General features: G+C 42.2%; 10 protein-coding genes. 7 read left to right on the plus strand and 3 right to left on the minus strand.

Features of this window, described 5'->3' with window-relative positions; genetic code table 11:
* The first annotated feature begins 134 nt into the window (after positions 1-134).
* From glyA to BQ2683_RS08175, 3 genes are read left to right on the plus strand one after another with little or no spacing between them, the layout of a single operon-like run.
* Entirely contained in the window at positions 135-1,391 is a 1,257-nt protein-coding gene (glyA, locus tag BQ2683_RS08165; RefSeq protein WP_069988504.1) for a serine hydroxymethyltransferase, read from the plus strand.
* A gap of 25 nt (positions 1,392-1,416) precedes the next feature.
* Positions 1,417-2,679, plus strand: a complete 1,263-nt coding sequence (locus tag BQ2683_RS08170) for a replication-associated recombination protein A (protein WP_069988505.1) — start codon at positions 1,417-1,419, stop codon at positions 2,677-2,679.
* Positions 2,680-2,682: 3 nt separating this feature from the next.
* A complete protein-coding gene (locus BQ2683_RS08175; protein WP_069988506.1) occupies positions 2,683-3,042 on the plus strand; it encodes a hypothetical protein in 360 nt (119 codons plus the stop codon).
* A 578-nt stretch (positions 3,043-3,620) separates the two neighbouring features.
* On the opposite strand, the gene BQ2683_RS08180 is transcribed toward BQ2683_RS08175, so the two are convergent.
* Together BQ2683_RS08180 and BQ2683_RS08185 are read right to left on the minus strand one after the other, a co-directional pair.
* Positions 3,621-4,262, minus strand: a complete 642-nt coding sequence (locus BQ2683_RS08180; protein ID WP_069988507.1) for an MBL fold metallo-hydrolase — start codon at positions 4,260-4,262, stop codon at positions 3,621-3,623.
* Between the two features lie 223 nt (positions 4,263-4,485).
* The gene (locus BQ2683_RS08185; RefSeq protein WP_069988508.1) at positions 4,486-4,878 is read right to left on the minus strand and encodes an Rcat domain-containing protein; all 393 of its coding nucleotides are present in this window, start codon (positions 4,876-4,878) and stop codon (positions 4,486-4,488) included.
* 279 nt (positions 4,879-5,157) lie between these two features.
* Here BQ2683_RS08185 and BQ2683_RS08190 point away from each other — a divergent pair, with 279 nt between their 5' ends.
* The gene (locus tag BQ2683_RS08190) at positions 5,158-5,499 is read left to right on the plus strand and encodes an arsenate reductase family protein (protein WP_069988509.1); all 342 of its coding nucleotides are present in this window, start codon (positions 5,158-5,160) and stop codon (positions 5,497-5,499) included.
* Between the two features lie 4 nt (positions 5,500-5,503).
* On the opposite strand, the gene sigG is transcribed toward BQ2683_RS08190, so the two are convergent.
* On the minus strand, positions 5,504-6,280 hold the full coding sequence (gene sigG, locus BQ2683_RS08195; RefSeq protein ID WP_069988510.1) for an RNA polymerase sporulation sigma factor SigG: 777 nt from the start codon (positions 6,278-6,280) through the stop codon (positions 5,504-5,506).
* Between the two features lie 356 nt (positions 6,281-6,636).
* Between sigG and rpsB the strand changes: the two genes are divergently transcribed.
* The 3 genes from rpsB to BQ2683_RS08210 all read left to right on the plus strand — a co-directional run bounded on the left by rpsB (position 6,637) and on the right by BQ2683_RS08210 (position 15,211).
* Complete coding sequence (gene rpsB / locus BQ2683_RS08200) at positions 6,637-7,398, plus strand: 30S ribosomal protein S2 (protein ID WP_069988511.1); 762 nt, start codon at positions 6,637-6,639, stop codon at positions 7,396-7,398.
* Between the two features lie 51 nt (positions 7,399-7,449).
* Positions 7,450-8,361 (plus strand): translation elongation factor Ts, encoded by a 912-nt coding sequence (gene tsf / locus BQ2683_RS08205; protein WP_069988512.1) that lies wholly within the window; start codon positions 7,450-7,452, stop codon positions 8,359-8,361.
* A gap of 475 nt (positions 8,362-8,836) precedes the next feature.
* Positions 8,837-15,211 carry a family 78 glycoside hydrolase catalytic domain gene (locus BQ2683_RS08210; RefSeq protein WP_069988513.1) on the plus strand — a complete coding sequence of 2,125 codons (6,375 nt, stop codon included), beginning with the start codon at positions 8,837-8,839 and terminating at the stop codon, positions 15,209-15,211.
* Positions 15,212-15,841: the final 630 nt, after the last annotated feature.

Below are 15,841 nucleotides of genomic sequence, written 5' to 3' on the forward strand. Positions count from 1 at the left end.
AATTATATTTTATAACAATGTAGGGCAAATGTCAAATAAACATCGGGATAGATTGGCTTGTCAACCAGTGTATTTTGTTGTATAATAAACCTGTTCTTAAATTATTATTACATGTAAAGAAGGAAGTGTTACCAATGTACGAAAATATGATGGATACCATTGGGTTTGTAACGGAGGCTGACCCAGAGGTTGGGCAGGCAATGGAACAGGAATTAAAACGCCAGCGCAGGAACCTGGAGCTGATTGCCAGTGAAAATATTGTATCGCCAGCAGTAATGGCGGCAATGGGTTCTGTGTTAACCAATAAATACGCGGAAGGCTACCCAGCAAAACGCTACTACGGTGGATGTGAAGCGGTGGACATTGTGGAAAATATCGCGAGAGACCGTGCAAAAACCCTGTTTGGCGCGAAGTTTGCCAATGTGCAGGCACATTCCGGCGCCCAGGCAAATACCGCTGTATACTTTGCACTGTTGCAGCCAGGGGATACCGTAATGGGGATGAGCCTAGCTCATGGTGGACATTTAACCCATGGTTCTCCAGTAAACCTTTCCGGAAAATACTTCAACTTTGTTTCCTACGGTTTGGATGTCAACACAGGTAGAATTGACTATGATAAAGTGCGGGAAATGGCTTTGGAACACAAACCAAAATTGATTGTTGCCGGTGCCAGCGCTTACCCACGGGAAATTGATTTTGCGAAAATCGGTGAAATTGCCAAAGAAATTGGGGCATACTTTATGGTGGATATGGCTCATATTGCCGGTTTGGTTGCGGCAGGGCTGCATCAGTCCCCAGTGCCATACGCAGATGTGGTTACTACCACTACCCATAAAACCCTCCGTGGACCACGTGGCGGCTTAATTTTAACCAACGATGAGGAACTGGCAAAGAAAATTGATAAAGCCATCTTCCCAGGCACACAGGGCGGCCCATTGATGCACACCATCGCAGCAAAAGCCGTTTGCTTTGGAGAAGCCTTAAAACCAGAATTCCGTGCTTATCAGGAACAAGTAAAGAAAAACGCGGCAGCGTTGGCAGAAGGTCTGGTAAAACGTGGTTTTGACCTGGTTTCCAACGGAACAGACAACCACTTGATGCTGGTTGATTTAAGAAAATTCAATATTACCGGGAAAGAACTGGAGCACAACCTGGATGCAGTTTATATTACTGTAAACAAAAATGCCATTCCAGACGACCCACAAAGCCCATTTGTAACCAGCGGTATCCGCATTGGTACCCCAGCGGTTACCACCAGGGGCTTAAACGAAGCGGATATGGATGTGATTGCGGAATGTATCTACCTGGTTGCAAGCGACTTTGAGGCAAACCAAGAAAAAGTCCGCAACATGGTGACAGAAATCTGTAATAAATACCCATTATACGAATAATCAATTACAATAGGAGAACATCATTATGCCGTTGGCTGATAAAATCCGCCCCACTTCCATTGACCAGGTAGTAGGGCAGACCCATTTACTAGGGGAAGGCCGCCCGCTGCGGAAGATTATTACTTCCAACCAGATTCCCAACATGATTTTTTATGGGCCTTCTGGGGTGGGGAAAACCACAGTAGCCCGTATGATTGCAGAAAACGCTGGCAAACGCCTGCATAAACTCAACGGGACCACCGCCTCTTTGGCAGACATCAAGCAGGTGGTGGAGGAATTGGATACCATCATGGGGCAGAACGGGATTATCCTGTATCTGGACGAGATCCAATACCTGAACAAAAAGCAGCAGCAAAGCCTGTTGGAATATATCGAGAACGGCCGGATTACCCTGATTGCCTCCACAACGGAGAACCCCTATTTTTATATTTACAACGCGATTTTAAGCCGTTCCACTGTGTTTGAGTTTAAGCCAATTTCCCCTGAGGAGATGGAGCCCGCTGTGATGCGGGGGTTCCATCTCCTTGCGGAGGAACAGCAGGTGGAGCTGGAACTGGAGCCTGGTGTGGCGGAACATATTTCCCGTGGTTGTGGCGGGGATGTCCGTAAGGCGTTGAATACAGTGGAAATTTGTGTTCTTACCGCTGACCTGAAAGACGGCAAAAAAACCGTCAGCCTGGAACTTGCCAAGGAGCTGACCCAGAAAAGTGCCATGCGGTACGACAGGGCAGGGGATGAGCATTATGATTTGCTTTCCGCCCTGCAAAAGTCCATCCGGGGCAGCGATGAAAATGCGGCGCTCCATTATTTGGCAAGGCTGCTGGAAGCGGGCGACCTGCTTTCTCCCTGCCGGCGGCTTCTGGTAGTAGCCTCAGAAGATATTGGGATGGCATATCCCCAGGCGATTGCCATTGTAAAAGCGTGTGTGGACGCTGCGGTCCAGTTGGGGCTGCCGGAGGCCAGAATCCCTTTAGCGGAAGCGGTGGTGTTGCTAGCAACTGCTCCTAAATCCAATAGTTCTTATATGGGCATCAACCGTGCCATGGCAGATGTTCGGGCAGGAAAAGGGGGGACCTTCCCTAGGTGTTTGCAGAATATGCACTACGATGGGGAGGGAAATGAGATAAAAGGGCAGAACTACCATTATCCTCATGATTATCCCCACCACTATCTTCCACAGCAGTATATGCCAGACGATTTGGTTGGTACTGTATACTATGAGTATGGTCCCAACAAAACCGAACAGGCTGCGAAACAATACTGGGAACATATCAAGAAAGGGGACTAACCCATGGTAACAGAAGCCATTATTATCATTATTTTAATCGCTGTGATATCCGGTGTTTTCCTGCGGGAAAAACGGTATGATTACGCCAAATCCACCGGGGTTTTGTTGATTATGCCACTGGCCTACTTGTTCGGATTTGCCCTCTCTCGTCCTATCGCTACCTTAAAACAGGTGGAACGGATTGATGTTATTTTAGTGGCGATTATTATTGGTTTGATGATTTCCTGCATCCTGTTGGGATTGCGGTGTATTTCGATTAAACAGAAAAAGCTAAAACTCGCTTACCTGATTGTAAATGGTGCGTTTATTGGAATTATCTCCCTTATTTTTATTTACGATACCCTTACCCTATTGGTGAAATAAAACCGTTGGGTATATAAAGTGAAAAAAACAGAAAAACCGACGCAGTTCCAGATGCGCCGGTTTTTTAATGTGGAAAAAATCCCCTGATTTTACCGGGGAAAAAGATGGAGCAATAATAATAACAGCAAGCTTTATGCAAGCCAAAAAAGGCAAAGTAATACAAAAAAATTAAAATAGTACTATTTTTGACCCGCTTATGGGTGACGGTGCGTGTGATATGATGATATGGTTTGATCCTCAAAAGGTTAAGCCAGCATCAGCAAGATTGATTTCAGTATAATCCCTTTGGTAGAGCCAGAGGGGATAAAAAACTGGGTTGAGAAGATTGCTACCCCAATTAGAAACAAGGTTTGTTCGTATTTCAACTAAGGGTTTTAAAATTTTACAGGAGAATCCAAAATAAGAGGTGGTAAACAAAGTATAGCCAGCAACTGGTTTACCAGCGGTAGGTTTTAGCGCTCTTTCCAAAAGACGAAATCGAACAAGCTACCCGTTTACTCGTGGTTTTGATTTTCATGGAAACTTCCCGTTTTATCAGGAGAAGCATAATATAAAAGTTTTGCTCTACCATCAAAGCGTTAAAGAAGTGCCCTGAGAGGGAAGCGTTTCCCGTGGCCAGGGTAGATCATGGAGAGTTTCCGGTTTTTGACTGTATCCATGGATTGGGCCAACAGTTCAAAATCTTCCGCGAACCAGGACGGGGATGGGGAAAACAAGTTCATCATCAAATCCCCTGCAAACAGGATTTCCCCATAAACCACCCCAATGGAGCCCATGGTGTGTCCAGGTAACGGAAGAAATTCCAATTCAGGGAACTCCTCTAACTTGGTTTGTTGGTTGATGACGATATCTGGATGGAATGGGGGATATATTTTTTTGCTCCGTTTCCGCAGGTGATACCATCGGATTAGTTTACCTATTTTGTTGTTAGCTGGTGGAAAATCCATTTTCCCATTTTCCACCAACTCCTGGTCATCAGCGTGCATCAGAATTTTCACCCCATAATTTTGTTGCAGTTCCGCGGCATATCCCACATGGTCATAATGTCCGTGGGTTAAAACCAGCAGGCTGATCTGTTCTAGAGGGGTTACCTGCTGTATTTTTTCCAGGAATTTTTTATCGTCCGCTGTTCCGGCGTCGATGAGCACCCATTTCCCCGACCGGAACATTTGGATTAGGTAACAGTTGGTATTGCCCGATTTTATCTCATATACTTTCATAAAGATCCTTCTTTCTTATTGGTCAAAATTACTGTAAAAGGAATGGGATATCCTCGCTTAGAATCGGTGTTACCATCAAAAAGCGTTTGTTTCCGCTTGTTTTGTTATGGTAGGGGAATCCCTTTTTCTCCACTGCTGGGTGTTATAATATTCCAGAAAAAGCAAAAAGCTATTTGCCCAAAATTGCAAATAGCTTTTTTATATAGGAGAGATATCTTGTTTCTCAGGTCTTGCGGTCAAATTCTGCTTTGCATTTTGGACAGGTGCAGTGGATTTTTCCTTTGCCCCTGGGTAAACGCAATTTTTGTTTGCAATTTGGACATTCCATATAGAAATAAAGTTGGCGATCCCTTTTGTGTTGCTTTCTAATTTGGTGTTTTGCCCACAAATCTGCCCCCCATTGTAAAAAACGCTCGTTTTCACGCTGACGTTTTGTTATGTTGCGGGAAAGCATCCGCCATAACGCCACTAAAATAGGAAGGTTCATCACCAGCGTTAAAATAGGATTCCGGAAAAAAGAAACCAGGAAGGAAGCCGTAATAGACACCCCGATTAAGGCGATATTCAATTGATCGGTTCCATATCTTCCTGATAAAAAACGTTTCAACCAATCCATAGTTCATCCCTCAATTTACGATCTATAATCTATTGAACAAATTTATTTTAGCATGAACATATTAACAAGAATAGCCTGGAAAAAAGAAAAAATTGTGAAGGAGGTTGAGCAATCTCACGGAAAATGATACAATAAACATAATATTTGGAAGAATATATGAAAACAAACAGCATTTTTCTGTGCGCTCATGATGGCTAAATCAAACAGGAAAAAGGATGGTTCTAATTCCATTTGGCACACTTCAGTGCATGAAAAATAAACTCAGACCAGGAGGAAATCATGAATATTCAAATATTTGGAAAGAAGAAATGTTTTGATACAAAAAAAGCGGAGCGGTATTTTAAGGAAAGGAACATCCGATATCAGCTGATTGACCTGCCGAAAATCGGTATGAGCAAAGGGGAATACCGCAGGGTGAGACAGGCTGTAGGCAGTTTGGACGCTTTGATTGACCCAAATTCCAAAGAATATGAGCGTTGTTTTATGGCGTATCAGGCATATGAGAGCGATAAGGAAGAACGGCTGCTGGAGAATCCAGGAATGTTCCGCACACCAATTGTCTGCAACGGCAAACAGGCAACCGTGGGATACTGCCCCGATATCTGGAAAACCTGGGAATAGCTGACTACAGGTTGTTTTTGATTTTATCCAACGCGCTTTTTTCCAGCCGTGAAACCTGTGCCTGGGAAATTCCGATTTCGTCCGCCACTTCCACCTGGGTCTTTCCGTTGAAAAAACGGAGGGAGAGGATTTTCTTTTCCCGGTCATTTAGTTTTTGGATGGATTCTTTAATCGAGATTTCATCCAGCCAGTTGGAGTCGTCCGACTGGTCCCCAATCTGGTCCATGACATAGATGGTATCCCCACCGTCAGAATAAACTGGCTCGTAGAGGGAAACCGGGTCCACAATCGCCTCTAATGCCAACACCACATCCTCCCGTTTTGCCCCCATTTCCTTGGCAATTTCCTCGATGGTTGGCTCGGTGGAATTCCGGGCGGTTAGTGCTTCCTTTGCCTGCATCGCTTTGTAGGCGGTATCTTTCAGGGAACGGCTGACCCGGATGGCGTTGTAATCCCGGAGATACCGGCGGATTTCCCCAATAATCATGGGTACTGCATAGGTAGAAAATTTTACATCTAAATCTGTATTAAAATGGTCGATGGCTTTCATTAGCCCAATGCACCCTACCTGGAATAGGTCGTCCAGGTTTTCCCCTCGGTTGGTGAACCGCTGTATCACACTCAGTACCAGTTTTAGGTTGCCATTAATCAACTTTTCCCGGGCAAGCTTTGGGTTTTCTCCCCGTTTCATCTGTTGTAGTAGTTCCATTTTCTCTTTTTCTTTTAGTACCTTTAAAGAGGAAGTATTAATTCCACAAATTTCTACTTTATTTACATACATCGTTTCTCACCCATCTCACATTTGATGTTTTCAGTATTGACAAAGGGAAAAAATAAATTCAATTTTATGGATGGTAAAACTTACCGAACATAATCAGGAATTGGCGGACAAGTTTGTTCTTGTTTACAAAATATGGATAATATGAGGGTAAAGTGAACTTATATAATAAGGAAGCAAAAACAAAAAAGAAATACTTGCAATTTTATTTTAATTGTGGTAGAATATATAAGAAATTGCGCAAAAATGCGTAATACACACATTGCTTGGATACTGGCACGGTGCTGTAACTACAGTCGCAAAGTATTTTGTTAACAAGCAATGGCGGAATGAATAACCAAAAATGGAGGTAATGAAAAATGGCAGTAGTATCTATGAAACAACTACTTGAAGCAGGTGTGCACTTTGGCCACCAAACAAGAAGATGGAACCCTAAAATGGCTCGTTACATCTTTACTGAAAGAAATGGTATCTATATCATTGACTTGCAGAAAACAGTAAAAAAATTGGAAGAAGCTTATAACTTCATCAACGAAGTTGCTGCAAACGGCGAAGAAATCCTGTTTGTTGGTACCAAAAAACAGGCTGCTGAATCCGTAAAAGAAGAAGCAGAACGTTGCGGCATGCACTTTGTAAACGCAAGATGGCTGGGTGGTATGATGACCAACTTTAAAACCATCCGCACCAGAATTGACCGTTTGGCTCAACTGCGCAAAATGGAAGAAGATGGCACATTTGACCTGTTGCCTAAAAAAGAAGTAACAAAACTGAACCTGGAAATTGAAAAACTGGAAAAATTCCTGGGCGGTATTAAAAATATGAAAAAATTGCCTGGCGCTCTGTTTGTAGTAGACCCACGCAAAGAAAAAATCGCTGTAGCAGAAGCAAAAAAATTGGGCATCCCAGTTGTTGCGATTGTTGACACCAACTGTGACCCAGATGAAATTGATTACGTAATTCCAGGTAACGATGACGCAATCCGTGCTGTAAAACTGATCTCCAGCGTTATGGCAAATGCTGTATTAGAAGCAAAACAGGGTGCTGCAGAAGCTGTTGACGCAGAAGCTGTAGAAGCAGCGGAAGCAGAAACTGCAGAAGCAGAAGCTACCGAAGCAGAATAATTTTCTATAAAATAACAAGTACTGTATTTTATCAATTAGGAGGAAATGAAAATGGCATCCTTTACTGCAAAAGATGTGCAGGCACTGCGTCAAAGAACCGGTGTAGGCATGATGGATTGTAAAAAAGCATTGACAGAAGCAAACGGCGATACCGAAAAAGCAATTGAACTGTTGCGTGAAAAAGGTTTGGCTGCTGCTGCAAAAAAAGCTGGCAGAATCGCTGCAGAAGGCTTAGTTGTTTCTGTAATTGACCCAGATAAAAAAGTTGGCGCTGTTGTAGAAGTAAACGCAGAAACCGACTTTGTTGCGAAAAACAAAGAATTTGTTGCTTTTGTTGACGCTGTTGCAAAAACCGTTTTGGAAAGCAATCCAGCAGATGTAGAAGCTTTAAATACAACAAAATTGGCTGGTTCTGATGAAACAGTAGAAGAAGCTTTAAGAGAAAAAATCTTAACCATCGGCGAAAACATCAAAATCCGTCGTTTTGCTCGTCTGGAAGGCGATTTGGTTTCCTATGTTCACGGCGAAGGCAAAATTGGTGTTATGGTTAAATTTGATACCGATGTTGCTGACAAAGAAGGCTTTGCTGCTTACGGAAAAGACGTTGCAATGCAGATTGCAGCAGCTGCTCCACAATACCTGAACAAAGAAAACGTTCCAGCAGAAAACCTGGAAAAAGAAAAAGAAATCCTGACTGTTCAAGCAATGAACGAAGGCAAACCAGCGAATATTGCTGAAAAAATGGTTGCTGGTAGAATCAACAAATTCTACAAAGAAGTTTGCTTGGTAGAACAGCCATTCGTAAAAGATAGTGATATGTCCGTTGCTCAGTACACAGAAAAAACTGCGAAAGAACTGGGCGGCAGCATTAAAATTGTTGACTTTGTCCGCTTTGAAAAAGGCGAAGGCATCGAAAAACGTAACGACAACTTTGCTGACGAAGTTGCTGGCATGATTAAATAATTGATTTTATATCATTGCAAAACAGGCTTATCCAAACGGATAGGCCTGTTTTTTGTTGTTGAGGAACGTTTTGGTTTTATTGGAATCTTAACAATTGGAATTGGGATGAAAAACTTGTGTAATCCCAAAGTAACCGAAATAAACCCATTTGTTATATGATTCTATTGATAGCGGATGGGATAGTACAGGGGATAAGCTGAAGTAATATCGCTAGGCCTTTGTCTTTGGAACATCTGTAAGAAACCGGTTTTCTATTTTTTCTGTTCAAAAATTTTGATTTCCGCTTGCTTTTATTCATTTATTACAAGTAAACGGGATTTTATTTGTAATATTTTCCAAAAATAAAGGGCTGATATTGTAATCATTTGGCCTTGTGGTATAATGGAATATGTACAAAAATACCAAGAAGAAAGGAGGAATGTGAAAAAATATATGGGCAATCGAACAAAAACCAAACGAAAAGGAGGCAGTGAGGTTGAAAAAGAAAAATCGTATCCTGGCGCTGATTTTGGCAGTTGCAATGGCGCTTAGTATTGTTATGCCAACAAATATTTTTGCGGCGGAACAGGATACCACAATCATTGAGATGAAAACAAACGACCTGGTAGATCCAATGGGGATTGATACTCCAAATCCAGTATTCAGTTGGAAAATGGATTCTACTATAACAGGCCAGAAACAAACAGCGTACCAAATTCTTGTGGCAAAAGATAAGGATTTGAAAGAGAGCGTATGGGATTCTGAAAAACAGGAAACCAGCCAATCGGTAGGCATCCAATACGCAGGGGAACCTTTGGAAAACTCCACAACCTATTATTGGCAGGTAACAGTTTGGGATAAAGATGGCAAGTCCATTGCATCCGATGTTGCTACCTTTGAAGTAGGGTTAATGGGAGAAGATGCCTGGGATGGTTCTAGATGGATTCAGATGGGCACTTCCACAGAACCACCGGAAATAGTAGGTAAGACAAACTATACCATCGAGTTTGATGTACAAGTGGACAATACCGCTGTTGGGTTCTTGTTAGAAGCAAAGGATACCAGCAACTATCTCATGTGGCAATTCAATATTTCCAGCGGGAAAATGATGTTGAACCCTCACACGAAAATTGGCGGAAACTACAATGGTTTTAAATCTATAGATATTTCCAGTGGGGTGAAAGGTGAAATCACCGATGTCCAGCATGTGAAACTGGAAGTGAATGAAGACATTGGTATCACCACTTATTTAAATGGCACGAAAGTAGATGTTACAGAACTATCCCAACTGGGGGGCATCGGTTTCAATGGAACAATCGGAAAAATAGGATTTCGTACTTCCAGCAAGGAAATAGGCTGGCTGGACAATATCGTTTTGACTGATTATGCGGAAGATGAGAACGGTGTTGTAGTAAAAAACTATCATTTTGACAATGGCGAAAATCCGTTTACCGCTGGTTCTATCCAGGATGGCCGCCTGAATACCGGGTTAAATGCTGACTGCCTGGAAAAAGGCGAGGAACAACCTCCATTGGATGATAAAACCCACTATACCGTGGATGTGGACATGACCTGTGAAACTTATGCGGTTAGCGCAATTTTCAATGCGGTTGACCAGTCTAATTTTTACATGTGGCAGTTGAATACGAAAGACCAGGAAGGTAAGGTCATTTTAAAACCACATACCTGGAAAAATGGAGCGTATGCTACTTATAATTCCCAAAATGTAGATGTTACAGATGCGGTTGGCGGCGTAGAGAATTTTAAAACAACACCAGCCCATATGCATCTGGATATCAACGGTACTAGGATTGAAACCTACATCAATGATACTTTAGTAAGTACTTTTATGATTGGTTCCACCAGCGACCAGAGTACTACAGGTATTCCTGTAAAGGCAGGTTATTTGGGGGTTCGCTCCAGTGTAACCGACGGCGTTGCCGAATATGGTACAGTAGATAACTTTAAGTTAACAGATTATACAGATAACGAACAAGGTACTGTATTATACAACTATACCTTTGAAAATGGGGAAAACCCATTTGGGAAAGGGGAAATCAAAGACGGCGCCTTTGTTGTAACGAAAGTAGATATTTTGTTGCCAATTGAGGCACAAAATAATGGCGCGCAAACATTCCGGAAACAGTTTAATGTAAAAGACGATTTGGTTTCTGCGAAGCTGTATACCACTGGTTTGGGCGTTTATGACGTCCATCTTAACGGGGAACGGGTTGGTCAGGTAATGGCCGATGGTTCTGTGGTATATGATGAGTTAAAACCAGGCTATACCGCTGTAGGAGACCGTGTGTTGTACAATACTTATGATGTTACCTCTATGGTTCAGTCTGGTGGGGACAACACCATTACAGCGAATGTAACTTCTGGTTGGTGGAATGGCCGTATCGCGAATAGTGGAAGGAATAATGGATTCCGTGCGAAAATGCTGTTGACCTACAGCGATGGCCATACCGAAGTGATGGGTACAGACCAAACCTGGAGAACCGCTTATGCTGGTCCAGTGATCAGCGCGGATATTTACGAAGGCGAAACTTACGATGCCAACGCAGATTTATCCTACCGTGAAAACGGCTTTGATGATTCCAACTGGAACTATGCGGATATTTGTACCGCGTTTCGAGGGGAAATTTCCGCACAAGCGGGAGATTCTGTACGGGTACGTACCGATTTGGAACTGCATCCAAAAGAAATCACAGTTTATCATGGTGTAGTAGACGAAAATGAAAACCAGTATGGCCGCATCAACGTAACAGGCAATTATCAGGATGGGGAATCCTTTACCTTAAAAGCAGGTGAAACTGCGGTATTTGATTTAGGCCAAAACTTTGCTGGACGTCCAGTGATCCAGGTAGAAGGACCAAAAGATACTACAGTAACCATCCGCCACGGGGAAATGCTCAACGATAACGATGGCTTAAAATCCCGTGGAAATGATGGACCAGAAGGCAGTATTTACACCGCTAACCTGCGTACAGCACCAGCTACCGCCCATTATATTATGAATGGGAATGGTGTTGAAACCTATTTCTCCACCCATACTTTCTATGGATTCCGTTATGTGGAAGTTACTGCAACCAGTGAGATTACCATCCACAACTTAAAAGGCGAGGTTTTAACCTCTGTAAAAACAGATACAGGAAAACTTTCTACTTCAGATGAGGATGTAAACCAGTTAATCAGCAATACCGTATGGGGCCAGTACAGCAACTACCTGTCTGTTCCAACTGACTGCCCACAGCGTGATGAACGCCAGGGTTGGACTGCTGATACCCAAGTATTCTCCACAGCAGCTGCTTATAACGCAGAATCCAAAGCATTCCTGCAAAAATGGATGCGGGATATGAGGGACGATCAGGCAAGTAATGGAGCCTACCCAGATACTGCCCCTGGCGGAGGGTCTGGCCAATTAGGTTGGTCTGATGCCGGTATTATTGTACCTTATAACATGTACAAAATGTATGGGGACAAAACCTTTATTGAGGAAAACTATACTTCCATGCAGAAATACATAGATGTATACCTAGCGTCCACCAATAAAAAAGGCGCGGGCCACGCTTATGGCGACTGGCTGGCTTATGAAAGCAATGACGATGATATGAAATCCTTGTTAGGAATTGCTTTCTACGCTTGGGATGCCCAGATGATGGCAGAAATGGCCGAAGTGATGGGCAAACCGGAAGACGTGGCAAAATACCAGCAGATTTATGAAATCGAAAAAGAGTACTTCCAGCAGCAATATGTCAACGAGGATGGTTCCTTAAAACGTGGGGAACAAACAGCATGTCTGTACGCCTTATACCTTGACCTGTTGCCAAATGAGGATTCGTTTGAAACAGTAAAACAGCAATTGCTGGATAACATTAGCAGAAATGGAAACAAACTGCAAACCGGTTTCCTGGGCACTGCTATTATCATGCAGACTCTGAGCAAAATCGGCGCGGATGATGTTGCTTACCAACTGTTGTTACAGCATGGCAATCCATCTTGGCTGTACTCTGTTGACCAGGGCGCAACCACCATGTGGGAAAGATGGAATTCTTATACCAAAGAGACCGGTTTTGGCGATGTTAGTATGAACTCCTTTAACCATTACGCTTACGGTGCAGTGGCAGAATGGATGTACGGTTACATGGCTGGTATTCTGTATGATTTTGACCAGCCTGGATTCCAGCATATCATTTTACAGCCAACCCCTGACCAGTCACTGGATTTTGTCAATGGCGAATACAACTCCGCTTATGGTAAAATTATCAGCAATTGGAAATATGAAGGCAATACTTGGTCTTATGAAGCAGTTGTTCCAGCAAACACCACTGCGACCATTTACCTGCCCGTAGAGGATGGCAAACCATTCACTGTAAACGGAAAAACTCCAGAAGATGTAACCGTTGAAACAGACGGTTTAGCGTATAAAGGTATGGAAGATGGCAAAGCAGTCTTTGAAGCGGTTGCAGGTTCCTATTCCTTCCAAACAGAAGTAACAGAATATTGCTATGTTACCATTGGAAATGCAGACGACACGGTACCAAACCAGATTTCTGTCAATGGCGGCATCCAGCAAAGCCTGCCTCTTACCATAAAAGCTACTGTTGGCGAGACCATTACGCTGGAAGCAAAACCAATCAATGATGTGGATTATCAGTTTGTGGGATGGTCCGGCGATGTTTTGTCTAACGAATCTAAGATTACCGTTACCCCAACAGCCGATATGGCGTTGACTGTAAGCAACACTTGGATTGGAAACGAAAATTTGGCGCTTAATAGCAAAGTGGATAGCAACTGTTCTTGGACTGTATCAACATGGGCTCCAGAATATTTGGTAGATGGTATATTAACATCGAATGGAGAACATAGTGGATTTACTTCTGGCCAGACCTCTACTGATATGGTAGACTATTGGATTGAATTGGATTTAGGTGCTGATGTTGAGATGAACCGTATCCATCTATACCCACGTAGCGATGTAAAATCCAATTCTGGTGGAACGCCATCCTTCCCAAGGGATTTCAGTATCCAGATCAAAGCGGATGGCGCATCCGAATACACTACGGTTGCAGAATATACGGATTATCAGGCTCCACAAGGAAAACCCGCTGTATTTGAGTTTGACCTGACCAATGCCCGTTACATTCGTTTGCGTGTAACACGGTTAGGCGACCCACCTGCCGGAGAAACAAACTACCTGCAATTGGCAGAAATGGGTGTTTATCATACAACCGCAACATCTGTGGATAAAACGGCCTTGGAAAACCTGTACAACAGCTTGAAAGATACGGATTTAAGCCAGTATAAAGATGGCAGCGCAAAAGATACTTTTAAAGCGGAACTGGAAAAAGCAGCTACATTATTGGGAAGTGATACCGCTACCCAAGATGAAATCAACAACGCTGTAACCAGCTTGCAGGCAGCATTTGACGCATTGGAGAAAAAACCAGTGGATAAGCATATCCTGCAATATGTTATAGAACAGGCAATTGCGAAGAAGGACACAGATGAATACAAAAATGTGATTCCAGCAGTAAAAGAAAGCTATAACAAGGCACTGGAAGAAGCACAAGCAGTGTATAATGATCCAAACGCAAGTCAGGAAGAAGTAAACCAGGCATATGCGGAAATGATCGAACAAATCCAAAACCTGAACAAACAAGCAGGGGATAAAACAGAACTGCAAGCGTTATACGATCAGGTAAAAGATACGGATCTGGATCAATACCTAGATGGGGAAACAAAAGAGAACTTCAAGACAGCACTGGAAGCAGCAAAAGAGGTCTTGGATGACGAAAACGCATTGGTAAAAGATGTGGAAACAGCGTATAACAACCTGAAAGCGTCCTATGAAGCACTGGAGAAAAAACCAATAGGAGAAGTGGACAAAACCATCCTGGAAAAGGTAATTGCAGAAGCAAACCGTCTGAAAGAAACAGATGAATACAACAATGCGATTCCATCAGTGCAACAAAGCTTTGACAAAGCATTGGAAGAAGCACAGAATGTATATGATAACCCATCCGCAACCCAGGAAGAAGTAAACACTGCATGGCAAACCTTGCTGAAAGAAATCCATAAGCTAGGATTCCAAAAAGGTGACAAGACAGCCTTACAGGAACTGTATAACCAGGTAAAAGACACCGACCTGAGCCAATACCGTGATGGAGCGGCGAAAGAAAACTTTAAAACAGCATTAGCAAATGCGGAAACGGTATTGGCAGACGAAGAAGCAATGCAGAAGGAAATTGACAAAGCATACAATGACCTGAAAGCAGCCTATGAAGCATTGGAAAAACTGGCAGACAAGAGCCAGTTAAAAGCACTGTTAGATGAATGTGCAGGATACCAGGAAGAAGACTACACCCCAGCAACATGGGAATTATTTGCAGGGATTCAAGAAAAAGCACAAGAAGTCTATGACAATGCCAATGCGACACAGGAAGAAATAAACGCAGCGATCGATGAACTGTTAAGCGGAATGCTGCAATTGAGATTCAAAGCAGACAAATCAATTTTGGAAACTGTAATAAAGGTAGCAGGAGAAATTGATGGAAGCAGCTACACAGCAGAAAGCTATGGAATACTGCAAGCAGCAGTAGCAGAAGCAAACAAAGTGATGGCGGATGAAAACGCAAGCCAAGAGGAAGTAGATGCAGCGGCAACAAAAGTACAAGAAGCAATGAAAGGGTTGGTAACAGTAGAAACACCAGCCGAAAATAATCATGCAGACGGTACACAAACAGGGCAAGAATCTACCACACCAAAAGCAAACGCAGCAAAAACAGGAGATTTTGCTCCAATTGCAGGACTTTTGATTTTGGCAATGGCAACAGGTACTGTAATTGCAACTAAGAAAAGAAAATAATCGTTTTGGTGTCTTATAAACAGGGAACCCTTTTTGGGTTTCCTGTTTTTTTATAAAGAACACGACTTATTTCTGGCAATAGATTGGAAAGGCAGAAACAGAAAGTATTTGACAGGTCATTTAATTTTTTAAATTCAAAGGGGTAGAAACCTTTTTGTTTTGTGCGGATTTTCTGGGTAGAGTTTAGCAGAGAATCTGTTTCACTTTTATCAATTGGCAATTATTAAAAAAATAACATTTTAACAGATTTTATCAAAAAATAAAGAACCTGTAAATTTTTTATCCTGGTATTGACTTTTTTTCAAAAGAATACTAATATATACTTATACATATTAAAAATTCATACTTTTTCATATTTTGTTTTAATATGTAATTTTATGCCTATTAAGACCCTGTTTGGGTCTTTTTTTGCAAATTTTTTACTGAATGAAAAAGTATACTTTTTCGTTCATATCAAAAAGCACCCAAAAAAACAAAAATAATAAACAAAATAATCGCTAAATTTATCGTATTTTGTCGAATGAAAAAGTATAGATTTATTATATCATACTTCAAATAGCAATACAATAAAATAATAATAAAATAATAATAAAATAACATTAAATTATCATTAAAAATGGAAACGATTTT

It is taken from the genome of Massilioclostridium coli, assembly GCF_900095865.1.
GTDB classification, from domain to species: Bacteria; Bacillota; Clostridia; order Oscillospirales; family Ruminococcaceae; genus Massilioclostridium; species Massilioclostridium facile.

Excerpts from the sequence above, each read along its gene's own strand:
- glyA (WP_069988504.1), top strand. The coding sequence starts at position 135 with ATGTACGAAAATATGATGGATACCATTGGGTTTGTAACGGAGGCTGAC.
- BQ2683_RS08170 (WP_069988505.1), top strand. The coding sequence starts at position 1,417 with ATGCCGTTGGCTGATAAAATCCGCCCCACTTCCATTGACCAGGTAGTA.
- BQ2683_RS08175 (WP_069988506.1), top strand. The coding sequence starts at position 2,683 with ATGGTAACAGAAGCCATTATTATCATTATTTTAATCGCTGTGATATCC.
- BQ2683_RS08180 (WP_069988507.1), bottom strand. The coding sequence starts at position 4,262 with ATGAAAGTATATGAGATAAAATCGGGCAATACCAACTGTTACCTAATC.
- BQ2683_RS08185 (WP_069988508.1), bottom strand. The coding sequence starts at position 4,878 with ATGGATTGGTTGAAACGTTTTTTATCAGGAAGATATGGAACCGATCAA.
- BQ2683_RS08190 (WP_069988509.1), top strand. The coding sequence starts at position 5,158 with ATGAATATTCAAATATTTGGAAAGAAGAAATGTTTTGATACAAAAAAA.
- sigG (WP_069988510.1), bottom strand. The coding sequence starts at position 6,280 with ATGTATGTAAATAAAGTAGAAATTTGTGGAATTAATACTTCCTCTTTA.
- rpsB (WP_069988511.1), top strand. The coding sequence starts at position 6,637 with ATGGCAGTAGTATCTATGAAACAACTACTTGAAGCAGGTGTGCACTTT.
- tsf (WP_069988512.1), top strand. The coding sequence starts at position 7,450 with ATGGCATCCTTTACTGCAAAAGATGTGCAGGCACTGCGTCAAAGAACC.